Origin of the sequence: Pseudofulvimonas gallinarii, assembly GCF_004343305.1 — a bacterium.
Taxonomy (GTDB): domain Bacteria; phylum Pseudomonadota; class Gammaproteobacteria; order Xanthomonadales; family UBA2363; genus Pseudofulvimonas; species Pseudofulvimonas gallinarii.
In genome coordinates this window covers 1-13,298 of sequence record NZ_SMAF01000035.1, presented here as the reverse complement: position 1 = coordinate 13,298, position 13,298 = coordinate 1, and the positions used below count along the sequence as shown (strand labels likewise).

At 67.0% G+C, this 13,298-nt stretch carries 14 protein-coding genes; 12 read left to right on the top strand and 2 right to left on the bottom strand.

The features are described 5' to 3' along the window. Positions 1–128, bottom strand: a 128-nt coding sequence (locus tag EDC25_RS14080) for a transposase (protein ID WP_165910918.1), incomplete at its 3' end; no start/stop codon positions are given. 156 nt (positions 129–284) lie between these two features. After that, complete coding sequence (locus EDC25_RS14075) at positions 285–1,217, bottom strand: carbohydrate kinase family protein (protein WP_123522806.1); 933 nt, start codon at positions 1,215–1,217, stop codon at positions 285–287. A 263-nt stretch (positions 1,218–1,480) separates the two neighbouring features. Here EDC25_RS14075 and EDC25_RS14070 point away from each other — a divergent pair, with 263 nt between their 5' ends. From EDC25_RS14070 to EDC25_RS14015, 12 genes are all read left to right on the top strand, one after another. After that, positions 1,481–2,530 (top strand): rod shape-determining protein, encoded by a 1,050-nt coding sequence (locus EDC25_RS14070; protein WP_123522807.1) that lies wholly within the window; start codon positions 1,481–1,483, stop codon positions 2,528–2,530. 30 nt (positions 2,531–2,560) lie between these two features. Beyond that, the gene (mreC, locus tag EDC25_RS14065) at positions 2,561–3,499 is read left to right on the top strand and encodes a rod shape-determining protein MreC (protein WP_164484133.1); all 939 of its coding nucleotides are present in this window, start codon (positions 2,561–2,563) and stop codon (positions 3,497–3,499) included. Then, positions 3,496–3,987: a rod shape-determining protein MreD gene (mreD, locus tag EDC25_RS14060; RefSeq protein WP_240639713.1), complete on the top strand. Its 492-nt coding sequence runs from the start codon at positions 3,496–3,498 to the stop codon at positions 3,985–3,987. Before mreC ends, mreD begins: the two co-directional genes overlap by 4 nt. Next, positions 3,984–5,855, top strand: a complete 1,872-nt coding sequence (gene mrdA, locus EDC25_RS14055) for a penicillin-binding protein 2 (RefSeq protein ID WP_123522809.1) — start codon at positions 3,984–3,986, stop codon at positions 5,853–5,855. Before mreD ends, mrdA begins: the two co-directional genes overlap by 4 nt. Next, entirely contained in the window at positions 5,852–6,967 is a 1,116-nt protein-coding gene (rodA, locus tag EDC25_RS14050) for a rod shape-determining protein RodA (RefSeq protein WP_123522810.1), read from the top strand. Before mrdA ends, rodA begins: the two co-directional genes overlap by 4 nt. Positions 6,968–7,040: 73 nt before the next feature. After that, positions 7,041–8,024 (top strand): lytic murein transglycosylase B, encoded by a 984-nt coding sequence (mltB, locus tag EDC25_RS14045; protein ID WP_123522818.1) that lies wholly within the window; start codon positions 7,041–7,043, stop codon positions 8,022–8,024. Between the two features lie 20 nt (positions 8,025–8,044). After that, positions 8,045–8,944 carry a septal ring lytic transglycosylase RlpA family protein gene (locus tag EDC25_RS15115; RefSeq protein WP_279432528.1) on the top strand — a complete coding sequence of 300 codons (900 nt, stop codon included), beginning with the start codon at positions 8,045–8,047 and terminating at the stop codon, positions 8,942–8,944. Positions 8,945–9,054: 110 nt separating this feature from the next. Further along, positions 9,055–10,275 carry a D-alanyl-D-alanine carboxypeptidase family protein gene (locus tag EDC25_RS14035; RefSeq protein WP_341802786.1) on the top strand — a complete coding sequence of 407 codons (1,221 nt, stop codon included), beginning with the start codon at positions 9,055–9,057 and terminating at the stop codon, positions 10,273–10,275. Positions 10,276–10,288: 13 nt separating this feature from the next. After that, positions 10,289–10,558, top strand: a complete 270-nt coding sequence (locus EDC25_RS14030; RefSeq protein ID WP_164484134.1) for a YbeD family protein — start codon at positions 10,289–10,291, stop codon at positions 10,556–10,558. A 26-nt stretch (positions 10,559–10,584) separates the two neighbouring features. Continuing rightward, positions 10,585–11,262: a lipoyl(octanoyl) transferase LipB gene (gene lipB, locus EDC25_RS14025; protein ID WP_132577719.1), complete on the top strand. Its 678-nt coding sequence runs from the start codon at positions 10,585–10,587 to the stop codon at positions 11,260–11,262. Further along, a complete protein-coding gene (lipA, locus tag EDC25_RS14020) occupies positions 11,259–12,260 on the top strand; it encodes a lipoyl synthase (RefSeq protein ID WP_132577717.1) in 1,002 nt (333 codons plus the stop codon). The genes lipB and lipA overlap by 4 nt, the downstream gene beginning before the upstream one ends. 523 nt (positions 12,261–12,783) lie before the next feature. Continuing rightward, entirely contained in the window at positions 12,784–13,254 is a 471-nt protein-coding gene (locus EDC25_RS14015; protein ID WP_132577715.1) for a hypothetical protein, read from the top strand. Positions 13,255–13,298: the final 44 nt, after the last annotated feature.

Below are 13,298 nucleotides of genomic sequence, written 5' to 3'. Positions count from 1 at the left end.
GCCCGCCAGGCGTAAAAGCTGGCCGGGCTGAAGCCGTGTTGCCGGCCCATCTCCGCTACCGCCATGCCGGCCTCGGCCTGCTTGATGAAGCCGATAATCTGTTCCGTGGCAAAGCGACTCTTGCGCATGTCCGTCCTCTCTGGATGACGGACTCTACCTGGATTCGAGTGGTACGGCTAAGGGGGGCAGGTCAGGCAGAACAAAGGAGACACCCAGGTCGCCTTTTTCCGTGGGGCACTGCGCGGTACCGCCTTTACCACGTCACTGTGCCGCCGCGACCTGGATCAGAGCACGTATTCGAACTGCTCGCGGAAGTGGTCGCGGAACTCATCCAGGGTGAACGACTGGTTCTGCGTGCCGGCGTGCTCGATCTTGAGCGCGCCCATGAGTGACGCGATGCGGCCCACCGTCGGCAGGTCGTAGTCGTTGGTCAGGCCGAAGATGAGGCCGGCACGGTAAGCGTCGCCGCAGCCGGTCGGGTCGGCGAGCTGGCGAGGTACCGCAGCAGGAATGGTGACCGACTCGTCACGCGTATGGATCAGCGAGCCCATGGCACCACGGGTGACGATGTAGGCGTCGACGCGGGATGCGATCTCCTTCACCGACCAGCCCGTCCGCTCCTGCAGCAGCTCGGACTCGTAGTCGTTGACGGTGACATAGTCGGCCATCTCGATGAAATGGCGGAACTCCTGGCCGTTGAACAGCGGCATCGCCTGGCCGGGATCGAAGATGAAGGGAATGTTCTGTTCGGCAAACTGCTGCGCGTGCTGGATCATCGCCGCCTTGCCGTCCGGTGCCACGATGCCGAACTTGACGCCACGCACGTCACGCACGTGGTTGCGGTACGACTCCATCATCGCGCCCGGATGGAACGCGGTGATCTGGTTGTCGTCCAGGTCGGTGGTGATGAACGCCTGCGCGGTGAAGTGGTCGTCCAGCTCGCGCACGTGGGCAAGGCTGATGCCGAGTTTCTCGAAATGGGCGCGATAGGGACCGAAATCGGCACCGACGGTCGCCATCGGGACCGGATCGCCGCCAAGGAGCTTGAGGTTGTAGGCGATGTTCCCTGCGCAGCCGCCGAACTCGCGGCGCATCGCCGGCACAAGGAAGGCGACATTCAGCATGTGCACCTTGTCCGGAAGGATGTGGTTCCTGAAGCGGTCTTCGAACACCATGATGGTGTCGTAGGCAAGGGAACCGCAGATCAACGCCGACATCAAAGTACTCCCGCAAATGGTTGGATTCCGTTGCCGCGTCCGACGGCAGCCGGCGTGTTGCCCGGCCGGCCGGGCGAAGGCTTCCAGGCGAGCCGGAAGGCACTTCCACCCCGGAAGACATTAATCCGTCTTAACACCCGCGCGCCTTCCTGCACCGATCTTGACTTGCCGATGCAATCTGTTGTGCGTTTGCTTGCCGGGCCCGCCTGCGGCCTTTACATTATCGCACCTTATGCCGGTAACGGCCGCAATTTCCTCTGCTCATGTTCAAAACCCTCCGTGGCGTCTTTTCCAACGACCTGTCGATCGACCTCGGCACGGCCAACACCCTGATCTACGTCCGTGACCAGGGGATCGTGCTGAACGAGCCCTCGGTCGTGGCGATCCGCCAGGATCGCGGCCCGGGCGGACCGCGTTCGGTCGCCGCCGTCGGCGGCGAGGCCAAGCGCATGCTGGGCAGGACGCCCGGCAACATCGTGACGGTCCGGCCGCTGAAGGACGGCGTGATCGCCGACTTCACGATGACCGAGCAGATGCTGCAGACCTTCATCCGCAAGGTGCACCGGTCGCGCTTCCTGCGCCCCAGCCCGCGCGTGCTGGTCTGCGTGCCCTGCGGCTCCACGCAGGTGGAGCGGCGTGCGATCAAGGAATCCGCCGAAGGCGCCGGCGCGCGCGATGTGTTCCTCATCGAGGAGCCGATGGCGGCAGCGATCGGCGCCGGCATCCCGGTGGCCGAAGCGCGCGGCTCCATGGTCCTGGACATCGGTGGTGGCACCTCCGAGGTCGCCGTGATCTCGCTGAACGGCATCGTGTATTCGCAGTCGGTCCGCATCGGTGGCGACCGTTTCGATGACGCCATCATCAACTACGTGCGGCGCAGCCACGGCACCCTCATCGGCGAGGCCACGGCGGAACGCATCAAGGTGGAGATCGGCTGTGCCTACCCGCAGGCCGAACTGCGCGAGATCGAGATCTCCGGCCGCAACCTGGCCGAGGGCGTGCCACGCATGATCACCATCAACAGCAACGAGATCCTCGAGGCCTTGCACGAACCGCTGTCCGGCATCGTTTCGGCGGTGAAGTCGGCCCTTGAGCAGACGCCGCCGGAGCTGTGTTCGGACGTCGCCGAGCGCGGCATCGTCCTGACCGGCGGCGGCGCGCTGTTGCGCGACCTGGACCGCCTGATTTCCGAGGAAACCGGCCTGCATGTCCAGGTCGCGGAAGATCCGCTGACCTGCGTGGCGCGTGGCGGTGGCCGCGCCCTGGAACTGATCGATCAGGGTTACGGCAACGATTTCTTCGCGGCGGACTGACGCTGACAGCCAGGGGCGGGCGTGATGGCCGTGACCGGCGAAAGGGATTCACTGTTCGCCAGCGGCCAGGCGCAGACGCTGCGCCTGATCGTCTACCTGACCGCGGCGGTCGCGCTGATGGTGACCGACCACCACAGCGGTTATCTCGAACGCATCCGCTCCACGCTCGCCGCCCTGGCGACGCCGCTGTACCGCGTCGCACAGGCGCCGGTGGAAGCGGCCCGCTGGCTGCACGCCGCCGCCAGCGAGCGCGTTGAACTGAAGCGCGAGAACGACAGCCTGCGCGCAAACCTGCTGCTCGCGCAGGCGCGCCTCAATGCCGCCCGCATCGAAACCGAACAGAACCAGCGCCTGCTGCAGCTGCTGGATGCCGGCCGGCGCTACCGCCTGAGCGGGCGCCTGGTGCAGGTGTTCGACATCGACATAGATCCCTACCGGCAGCGCCTGCTGCTCGACGGTGGTCGCGACATGGGTATCCAGCTCGGCCAGCCGCTGATCGACGCCTATGGCCTGATCGGCCAGGTGATGACGGTCGGCAGTACCACGACCACGGTGATGCTGCTGACCGATCCGCAGCACGGCGTGCCGGTCCGGAACGCGCGCACCAACCAGCGCGCGATCGCCTACGGCCTCGGACGCAGCGACCGCATACTGCTGCCGACACTGCCGATCAACAGCGATGTTCAGGTCGGCGATGAGCTGGTCACTTCTGGTCTCGGTGGGCGTTTCCCGGCGGGTTTCCCCGTTGCCGTCGTACGCGAGGTCGAGCCGGACGCCAACGGCATGTTCGCGCAGGCATTTGCTGAACCCTATGCCCGCCTGCAGCACAGCAGCGAGCTGCTGCTGCTGGAAGAGCATGATGCCGGCACCGACGTGGGCGAATGGCCTTCCGATGGCGTCGGCCCGCCGACATTGCCGGCGGACGAAGAAGCGGCGGTGGAGCCGGTCGAAGGAGAGACCCGGCCATGAACCTGGTGCCCCGCGCCGGCGCGCTGATGCCGCTGTCCATCCTGCTGGTCTACGTACTGACCCTGCTGCCGTTGCCGGGAGCGCTGCTGTATGCGAAGCCGTTCTGGCTCGGCCTTTTCATCATCTGGCTGTCGCTGGAGCGCCCGCGCAATGGCCGGATCGGTTTCGCCTTCTGCCTGGGCCTGGGCGCCGACCTGCTGCTCGGCACCTGGTTCGGCGAGCACGCCTTCCGCCTGGTCGTGATGGCCTTCATCGTCGGTCGCTTCCGCGCCCGCCTCCGCTTCTTCCCGCTCTGGCAGCAGACGCTCGCCGTTGGCGCGCTGCTGCTCAATGACCGCATCGTGGTCCTCATGCTGCGCAGCTTCGACGCGCCCGTCAGCACCGATGCCCTGTACTGGCTGCCCGCGTCCACGGGCATGCTGCTCTGGCCGGTGCTGGTCGTGGCCCTGGACGATCTGCGCCAGCGCATGCGCGTGCGCAGCGGATGATCCGCACGCCGCCGCCCGCGACGGTCAAGAACGTCCTCGCCGAGGCGCTGCTGTTCCGCGCCCGCACCATCCAGGCGCTGGCACTGGCCATACTGGCGGTGATCGTCATCATCGGTCGCTACGCGCAGCTGCAGTTGATCGAGCACGAGGAGCTCACCAGCCGCTCCGAGCGCAACCGCATCAAGCTGCAGCCGGTGGCGCCGGCGCGTGGACTGATCTACGACCGCAACGGCGTGCTCCTCGCCGACAACCGCCCGGCGTTCCGCCTGGAAATCGTGCCCGAGCGTGTCGAGGACCTCGACGCGACGCTGGCGCAGCTGCGCGACCTCGTCGCCATCGATCCCGACGACGAGCAGCGCCTCAAGGATCAGATCCGTGCCGTCCGTCGCTTCCAGCCGGTGCCACTGAAGTTCGACCTGTCCGAAGTGGACGTGGCGCGGATCGCCGTCAACCGGCATCGCCTGCCTGGCGTCGACATCACCCCCTACCAGACGCGCCAGTACCTTTATGGCGAGCTGTATGCGCACGTGGTCGGCTATGTCGGTCGCATCGACGCCGAGGACCAGGCTCGCCTGGATTCACGTCGTTACGCAGGCAGCACGCATGTCGGCAAGACCGGCCTGGAGCGCTTCTACGAAGACCTGCTGCATGGCGCCGCCGGATTCGAACAGCTGGAATCCAATGCCGCAGGCCGGCCACTGCGCGTACTCAGCCGCACGCCGCCCAGCGCCGGCAACCATCTCTACCTGAGCATCGACCACCGCCTGCAGATGGCGATGGTGCAGGCCTTCGGACAGGAAAGCGGCGCCGCCATGGCGGTGGATCCGCGCAATGGCGAAGTCCTCGCCATGGTCAGCCTGCCCAGCTTCGATCCGAATCCGTTTGTCCGCGGCATCGGCCGAAGCGCCTACGCCGAACTGCGCGATTCACCGGACCGCCCGCTGTTCAACCGCGTGATCCAGGGCGGCTACGAGCCGGGCTCGACGATCAAGCCGCTGATGGTACTGGCCGGCCTTGAGCTGGGGCTGCGTCGCCCCGACCAGGGCATCGCCTCGACCGGACAATTCCGGTTGCCCGGCAACTCGCAGGTCTATCGCGACTGGCGCGCAGGGGGCCACGGCTGGGTCGATGCGCGCGAAGCGATCGCGCAGTCGGTCAATACCTACTTCTACCAGCTTGCCGTCGACATGGGCGTCGACCGCATGAGCGAATACCTCGGGCAGTTCGGTTTCGGCACGCCCACCGGACTGGACCTGCTCGGCGAGACGCGCGGCGTGCTGCCGTCCCGGGAGTGGAAACAGGCGAATCTCCGCCAGCCCTGGTACCTGGGCGAAACCGTGATCGCCGGAATCGGCCAGGGCTACTGGGTGACGAGCATGCCGCAGCTGGCGCAGGCGTTGTCGATCCTGGCGATGCGAGGTGAACGCGCGCCGCTACACCTGCTGCGCGCGACGCAGGAAGGATTCGAGGCGCCGACCCGCCATCGCGAGACCAGCCGCAGTCCGGCGGTGCCGGTGCGCACGCCATCGAACTGGGATGTCGCCATCGATGGCATGGTCGCTGTCGTCCATGGCCCGACCGGCACCGCGCGTTCGGTGGGCGACGGCCTGCCATTCACGGTCGCCGGCAAGACCGGCACCGCGCAGCGCGTGTCGCGCCGGGAAGGGCAGCGTTCCGAGGACCTGGCCCGACATCTCCGCCACCAGGCGCTGTTCGTGGCGCTGGCGCCGGCGGAAGCGCCCGAGGTCGTCGTCGTCGTGATCGTCGAGGGCGGCGGCAGCGGTTCACGCACGGCCGCGCCGGTGGCGCGGCAGATCCTCGATGCCTGGTGGTCGTTCCGGCCCGGCGCGCCGGAGTCGCAGACATGAGCAAGCGGGCGGCATCGCGGCTGCGCAGCTGGACCGGCGGTTACGACCCGTGGCTGCTGCTGGCGCTGGCGCTGCTGGCTGCCCTGGGCATGGTCGTGCTGCACAGCGCCGGCGCAGCCGACGCGCAGCTGGCCTGGCGCCATGGCATCCGCCTGGGCGTGGGCCTCGCCTTGTTGCTCGCCATTGCGCAGATGCCGCTGCCCTGGTTGCGCAGCGTGTCGCCCTGGCTGTTCCTGGGCTCGATCATCCTGCTGCTGCTGGTGGCGCTGTTCGGCGAAGGACGCGGCGCGCAGAGCTGGCTGCGCTTAGGCCCATTGCGTTTCCAGCCGTCCGAGCTGGTCAAACTCAGCCTGCCGATGATGCTGGCTTGGCTGCTGCATTCGCAGACGCTGCCGCCGCGACTGGGCGTGGTGCTGGCGGCGCTCGGCGTCGCGGCCGTGCCGGTGTTGCTGATCGCGGAGCAGCCGGACCTGGGCACAGCCGTCCTGGTCGCCGCCAGCGCAGGCTGCCTGATCTTCCTGGCCGGCCTGTCCTGGCGCTGGATCCTCGGGCTGATCGGCACGCTGTCGGTCGCGGCTCCGGTGCTCTGGCATTTCATGTGGGAGCACCAGCGCAATCGCATCCGCACCTTCCTCGACCCGGAAGCCGATCCGCTGGGCCACGGCTGGAACGTGATCCAGGCCAAGATCGCCGTCGGTTCCGGCGGGCTGTCGGGCAAGGGCTACATGCAGGGCACGCAGTCACAGCTGGACTTCCTGCCTGAGCACACCACCGACTTCGCGGTCGCGGTTCTGGCCGAGGAGTTCGGATTCGTCGGCATCTGTCTGCTGCTGGTGCTGTGCGTGCTGATCGGCGTGCGTGGCGCGGTGATCGCCAACCGCGCCCGCGATACCTACTCGCGGCTGCTTGCGGGCACGCTGGCGCTGACCTTCCTGGTCTACGTGCTGGTCAACACCGCCATGGTGGCCGGCCTGGTGCCCGTGGTCGGCGTGCCGATGCCCTTCATCAGCTACGGCGGCACCTCGACGGTCACGCTGCTGACCGGCTTCGGCATCATCCTCGGTGTCAACCGCCACCAGCATCGCCGGCGCCTTCGCCGGCAAGCCCTTTGAACCTCCGGGCCTGCGGATTGTCGATCCGGAGGCATCCATTACCATCGCGACAGCCCACATCCAGGACCTCCCAATGCTGCGACGTGCCGCTCTAGTTCTCTCCGGCCTGCTGGCCACCCCGCTGCTGTATGCCCAGGAGGTGCCGGAACCGGCGCAGTTCATCCGCGAGCTGGCGGCCGAAACCGGCTGGCAGGAATCGGACATCCGCGCCACGCTGGATGGCGCGCGCAAGATGCAGAGTATCCTCGACGCGATTTCACGGCCGGCCGAGGCCAAGCCCTGGAAGGACTACCGGCCGATCTTCCTGACCGATGCCCGCATCGACGCCGGCGCCTCCTTCATGCGCGAGCATGTCGATCTGCTGAATCGTGTCGAGGCCGAGACCGGCGTTCCCGCCAGCGTGATCGCCGCCATCATCGGCGTCGAGACCAGCTACGGAAAGATCACCGGCAGCTACCGCGTGCTCGACGCGCTCTACACGCTCGGCTTCCACTATCCGCCACGCGCGGCCTTCTTCCGCGACGAGCTCAAGCACCTGTTCCGGCTGGCCGGAGAAGAGCAGCTCGAGATCGGCGCACTGAAGGGTTCCTACGCCGGCGCCATGGGCTGGGGGCAGTTCATTCCCTCCAGCTACCGCAACTTCGCCGTCGACGGTGACGGCGACGGCCGCCGCGACCTCTGGAATTCGCTGCCGGACATCGTCGCCAGCGTTGCCAACTATTTCGTCGAACACGGCTGGGCCCACGAAGGCGTGGTCGCCGAGCGCGCGACCGCGGCGGCGGGGGCGCGGCCCTTCGAGCGTGACGGCCTGAACATGACCAGCACGGTCGGCGAGCTGGCTGAGCTGGGCTACACCGTCGAGGCTGCGCTGGATCCGGCACAGCCGGCCACATTGCTGAAGCTGGAAGGCAGCGCCGGCGACGAATACTGGCTGGTGTTCCCGAACTTCTACGTGATCAGCCGCTACAACCGCAGCCCGCTGTACTCGATGGCCGTCCACCAGTTGTCGCTGGAACTCGAGAAGGCGCGCCAGCGCGGCCTGATCCGTCGCCAGTGATGCCGGGCCGCGCAATCCGGTTGGCGGTCGTCCTGATGCTGGTGGCGGCCCTGGCCGCCTGCGGCGGCAGGCAGCGCGTGCGCCCGACGACGCCGGCAGGCGCGCAGCCACCGGTCGACAGCGCGCGGCCGCTGGCGCAGGGCGAGGATCCATGCGCCGTGGTCTATGAACACGACGAAGCCGACTACACGCCAGGTGGACTGTACCGCCCGGGCCAGCGCGACCATGCACCGACCGGTCGTCCCGACCTGGAGCGCATTCCCGAACCCGTCGCGCGCGTCGAGCCGCTGAGCCGCTATGGCAACCGGCCGACCTACACCGTACTGGGCAAGACCTACCGCGTGCTCACGGATGCGCGCGGCTATCGCGAACGCGGCATCGCTTCCTGGTACGGCGCAAAATTCCATGGCCGCGCCACGTCGAGCATGGAGCCCTACGACATGTGCGCCTTCAGCGCGGCGCACAAGACCCTGCCGCTGCCCAGTTATGCGCGCGTCCGAAACCTGTCGAACGGGCGCAGCGTCGTCGTGCGGATCAACGATCGTGGTCCCTTCCACGAAGGCCGGGTCATCGACCTCAGTTACGTCGCCGCCCTGAAGCTGGGCGTGTACGAGACCGGCACCGCACCGGTGGAAGTAGAGGCCATCGTCCCCGGCGCGCCGGCGCCGCTGCCCGCCGGGCCGGAAGGTGCGACCGTATACCTGCAACTGGGCGCCTTCGCGCAGCGTGACAATGCCCTGCGCCTGCAGGAGGACCTGCGTGCCTCCGGAGAATCCACGCGGCTGGTTGAAACCGTCGACAACGGCATCCATCTTTACCGTGTCCATGCCGGACCGTTCGCCGGCGGCGAGGTCGAAGAGGCGAAGGCGCGCCTGCGCCTGCGCGGATTCCCGGCCACGCCCATCGTGATTGAAAACTGAACCGTACCCGGTGCGACCGTGACGATCCTGTCCTTAGACGTTACCGTGTCGGCCTCGCATTTCCCTGGCGCCGCCATGCCGGCCGCCATGCCAGCCAAAGAGAACACCGCGTGAGAACTGCCTTTTTCCTGTCCTTGGCGCTGACCGCCGGCCTGGCCTTCGCGCTTCCGCAACAGCCCGACCTGCCGCAGCCGGCGCCCGCGCCGCAGCCGGCACCGTCGTTGCCGCCACCGGCACCGACCACGCCGCCGCAGGTCACCGGCAGCGCGTGGGTGCTGCTCGACCATGCCAGCGGCCAGGTCCTGGCCGGCCATAACGAAAACCAGCCGCTGCACCCGGCCAGCATCACCAAGGTGATGACGTCCTACGTCGTCGCCGATGCGATCGCCCGCGGCCAGATCAAGGAAGACGACGAGGTCTTCATCAGCGAGCGCGCCTGGCGCCAGGGTGGTGCCGGCACCGACGGCTCGTTCAGTGGCCTGGCCGTGAACTCGCGGGTCAAGCTGGATGAAGTGGTACACGGACTGGTGATCCAGTCCGGCAACGATGCCGCCATCGCGCTGGCCGAGCACATCGCCGGCAGCGAGGAAGCCTTCGCCGACCTCATGAACCAGTACGCGCAGCGCCTGGGCCTGCGCAACTCGCACTTCGTCAATTCGCATGGCCTGACGGCGGAAGGGCACCTGATGAGTGCCTATGACATCGCGCTGCTGTCGCGCGCGCTGATCCGCGACTATCCCGATCACTACGCCCTTTATTCGATCAAGGAATACACCTACGGCGGCATCAAGCAGTACAACCGCAACGGCCTGCTGTTCCGCGATGGCAGCGTCGACGGCATCAAGACAGGGCACACCAGTGCCGCCGGCTACTGCCTGGCTGCGTCGGCCAAGCGCGGCGACCAGCGGTTGATTTCGGTGGTAATGGGCGTGGAGGGCAGCCGCAGCGAAGGGTTCCGCCTCCGCGAGGAGGGCAACCAGGCGCTGCTGAACTGGGGTTTCCGCGCCTTCGAAACCCACCGCCTGTATGGCGGCGGCCAGACCATTGCCGAGCCGGAAATCTGGCGTGCGATGAACGACACCGCGCCGCTGGGCCTGGCGAGCGACCTCTACGTCACCTTCCCGCGCGGCCGCTACGGCGAGCTCGTCGCCAGCATGGACGTGCCACCGCTGCTGATCGCGCCGCTGGACCAGGGCCAGGCCGTCGGCGCAGTGAAGATCACGCTGGATGGGAAGGTGCTGGCCGAAGCGCCGCTGGTCAGCCTGGCGGCCCAGGAAGGCGCCGGGTTCTTCCGTCGCACCTGGCATGATTTCCTGCTGCTGTTTGAATAATCCCGGAGCTGTCATGCAGAACATTGAAGGACAGGCCTACGTCTTCCCCGGCGCGTTCGAGGTCGCCGCGATGGGCGCGAGCGACGCCGGACTGATCGAAGCGCTGCCGGGACTGGTCGAGGCCGCGGGTGCCCAGGTACTGGCCGGATCGCTGCGCGTGCGCGAGAGCAGCAACGGCAACTACGTCTCGGTCAGTGTCAGCTTCCTGGCCATCGACCGCGTGCAGCTAGATGCCGTGCACGAGTCTGTGCGCAGCCATAACGGAGTGCGGTGGCTGTTGTGACGGCCGAACCCGCCGCAGCCGGCGCATTGTCCGGTGAAGACGCCGACTGCGTTGCCTGCCCGCTGCCGCTGATCGTCCGTGACCTCGGCCGCCAGCCCTACGAAGCGGTGTGGCGGGCGATGCAGCGCTTCACCGATGCCCGCGACGAGCAGACGCCCGACGAACTCTGGCTGGTCGAACACGACCGCGTCTTCACGCTCGGCCAGGCCGGCAAGCCCGAACATGTGCTCGCCGCCGGCGACATCCCCGTGTTGCCGGTTGATCGCGGCGGCCAGGTGACCTACCACGGCCCCGGCCAGCGCGTCGCCTATCCGCTGCTCGACCTGCGCCGCCTGCGCATCGGCGTGCGCGAACTGGTCTGCCGCATCGAACAGGCGGTGATCGACAGCCTGGCCGTGTGGAACATCGCCGGTGTCCGCCGCGACGGCGCGCCGGGCATCTACGTCGACGGCGCCAAGATCATGGCGCTGGGCCTGCGTGTGCGCCGCGGCTGTTCCTTCCACGGCCTGGCCTTCAATGTCGCCATGGATCTGCAGCCGTATGCGCGCATCAATCCCTGCGGCTTCCAGGGGCTGGCAGTGACCCAGGTGGTAGACTTGGGCGGTCCCGCCACGCTGGCGCAGGTCGATGCAGTCCTGGTGCCGCAACTGGCGGCGCAATTCGGCTTGTCGCCGCACCTTGCACCCGCGCCGGACCTGTCATGACCGACCCCGTCGTCGAACCGAAGTCCATCCCCATCCTGGTCGAAGGCGAGAAGCAGGTTGCCGCGGCCAAGATCGCCCGCAACACCGCGGGTTTCGATGCGGATGCGCCGGTACTGCGCAAGCCGTCCTGGATCCGCGTACGCCTGCCGTCGAACAGCACGGTGGCGACGCTGAAGGACAAGCTGCGTGCCAACCGCCTGGTGACGGTGTGCGAGGAGGCGTCCTGCCCGAACATCCACGAATGCTTCGGCAAGGGCACCGCCACCTTCATGATCCTCGGCGAGGTCTGCACGCGCCGCTGCTCGTTCTGCGACGTCGCCCATGGCCGGCCGAAACCGCCCGATCCGCAGGAGCCCGCCAACCTGGCCCGCACCATCGCCGACATGCGCCTGCGCTACGTGGTCATCACCTCGGTGGACCGCGACGACCTGCGCGATGGTGGAGCCGCCCACTTCGCGGCCTGCATCCGTGAAGTCCGGGCCCTGAACCCCGACATCCGGATCGAGATCCTGACGCCGGACTTCCGTGGCAAGGGCCGCATGGAGCGCGCGCTGGATGAACTGGCCATGGCGCCGCCAGACGTGTTCAACCACAACGTCGAGACGGTGCCCGACCTGTATGCGAATGTCCGCCCTGGCGCCGATTACGCCTGGTCACTGGACCTGCTCAAGCGCTTCAAGGCGCAACATCCCGATGTACCCACCAAGTCCGGCATCATGCTCGGCCTCGGCGAAACCCTGGAGCAGGTGCAGGGCACGCTGCGCGACCTGCGCGCGCACGATGTCGACATGATCACCATCGGCCAGTACCTGCAACCGTCGAAACACCATCATCCGGTCATGCGCTACTGGACCCCGGCCGAATTCGACGCCCTGGCCGACTACGGCTACCAGCTGGGTTTCCAGCACATGGCCAGCGGCCCGATGGTGCGCTCGTCCTACCACGCCGACGAAATGGCCCACGCCGCCGGCTACGCCGATGCCGCCAACGCGGATTGACCGCCCGCCCGCACCGGAGATGCTGGAATCGTTGCAGTTGTGCAGCGCAGGTCAGCTGCAAACCGCGCAACCTCATTGATCCCGCACTCATTGGGCCGGGATTTTCCCGTACAGCGCGGGTCATTTTTCGCCTCGCGCCATGTATGCGCGGAATCCCGCGTATGCAGCAATGATGTCGAAGGCAAGCCAGTTCAACGGCTAGCGGGACATTTGGAACATGGTTCGGCAGGTCACGCAGTGTGATCCATGTCAGGACTCCGCGCTCTTCAATTAGCCGAAGCGTCACCTTAGCCAATGCGCATGGGGTGGACCATGCGCCATTGTCTGTGTATGGTCAGAGCCGTTCGTGCGCGAACCATCTCGGCGAACTCCGACATCGGGCCGAGCGAAACGTTGTACCTGCGCGTTCGGGCGTGCAACGGAGGTGGTTGCGGCGGATACAGAGCGCAGCAGGTTGCGGGCGACTCCTATCCGATCTGCGTTTGAGTACACACGCAGCCGGAACTCGCCACAGGAGAAGAACATGAGAATGCCGATTGCTGGCGCGATCTTCGCAGCCGTTGTAACGCTGGCCTCGCCGGCATTGGCACAGCACGGGCCGCAGGTGCCACCGTGCGAGGGCTGCCCGACCTCGGCAACCGAGCGCCCCACGCCGCGGCCGGGAATGTGGTGGGATCCGCAGCGCAGCGGCACCGGCATGAATATGGAAGTGCAGAACGGCGTGCTGGTTGGCACCTGGCACGGATTCGACGAGACGGGTGCGCCGATCTGGTACCAGTTCAGCGGCGCACTGGAGCCGATCGCAGAATCCGACACAGGTTATTGGACGCTGGAAGCCGATCTGGTGCATTTCACCGGCGGTAACTGCATCGATTGCGACTACCAGCCTTCGGAAGTAGTGGGTGTCAGAGGCAGCATCGAGCTGACGGTCTTGCAGCGCAACCGTAAGCGTCTGCCGACGACACCTGTTTTCCCGGTCGCCAGCGGGGTTTGATGGGCACCCTCAATTCGATGGAGCCCCGTCATGCCCAGCAAGCG

Bases quoted from the DNA above. Each gene is read 5' to 3' on its own strand.
- rodA (WP_123522810.1), top strand. From the start codon at position 5,852: ATGAGCAAGCGGGCGGCATCGCGGCTGCGCAGCTGGACCGGCGGTTAC.
- lipA (WP_132577717.1), top strand. From the start codon at position 11,259: ATGACCGACCCCGTCGTCGAACCGAAGTCCATCCCCATCCTGGTCGAA.
- mrdA (WP_123522809.1), top strand. From the start codon at position 3,984: ATGATCCGCACGCCGCCGCCCGCGACGGTCAAGAACGTCCTCGCCGAG.
- mreD (WP_240639713.1), top strand. From the start codon at position 3,496: ATGAACCTGGTGCCCCGCGCCGGCGCGCTGATGCCGCTGTCCATCCTG.
- EDC25_RS14070 (WP_123522807.1), top strand. From the start codon at position 1,481: ATGTTCAAAACCCTCCGTGGCGTCTTTTCCAACGACCTGTCGATCGAC.
- mltB (WP_123522818.1), top strand. From the start codon at position 7,041: ATGCTGCGACGTGCCGCTCTAGTTCTCTCCGGCCTGCTGGCCACCCCG.
- EDC25_RS14030 (WP_164484134.1), top strand. From the start codon at position 10,289: ATGCAGAACATTGAAGGACAGGCCTACGTCTTCCCCGGCGCGTTCGAG.
- EDC25_RS14015 (WP_132577715.1), top strand. From the start codon at position 12,784: ATGAGAATGCCGATTGCTGGCGCGATCTTCGCAGCCGTTGTAACGCTG.
- EDC25_RS14075 (WP_123522806.1), bottom strand. From the start codon at position 1,217: ATGTCGGCGTTGATCTGCGGTTCCCTTGCCTACGACACCATCATGGTG.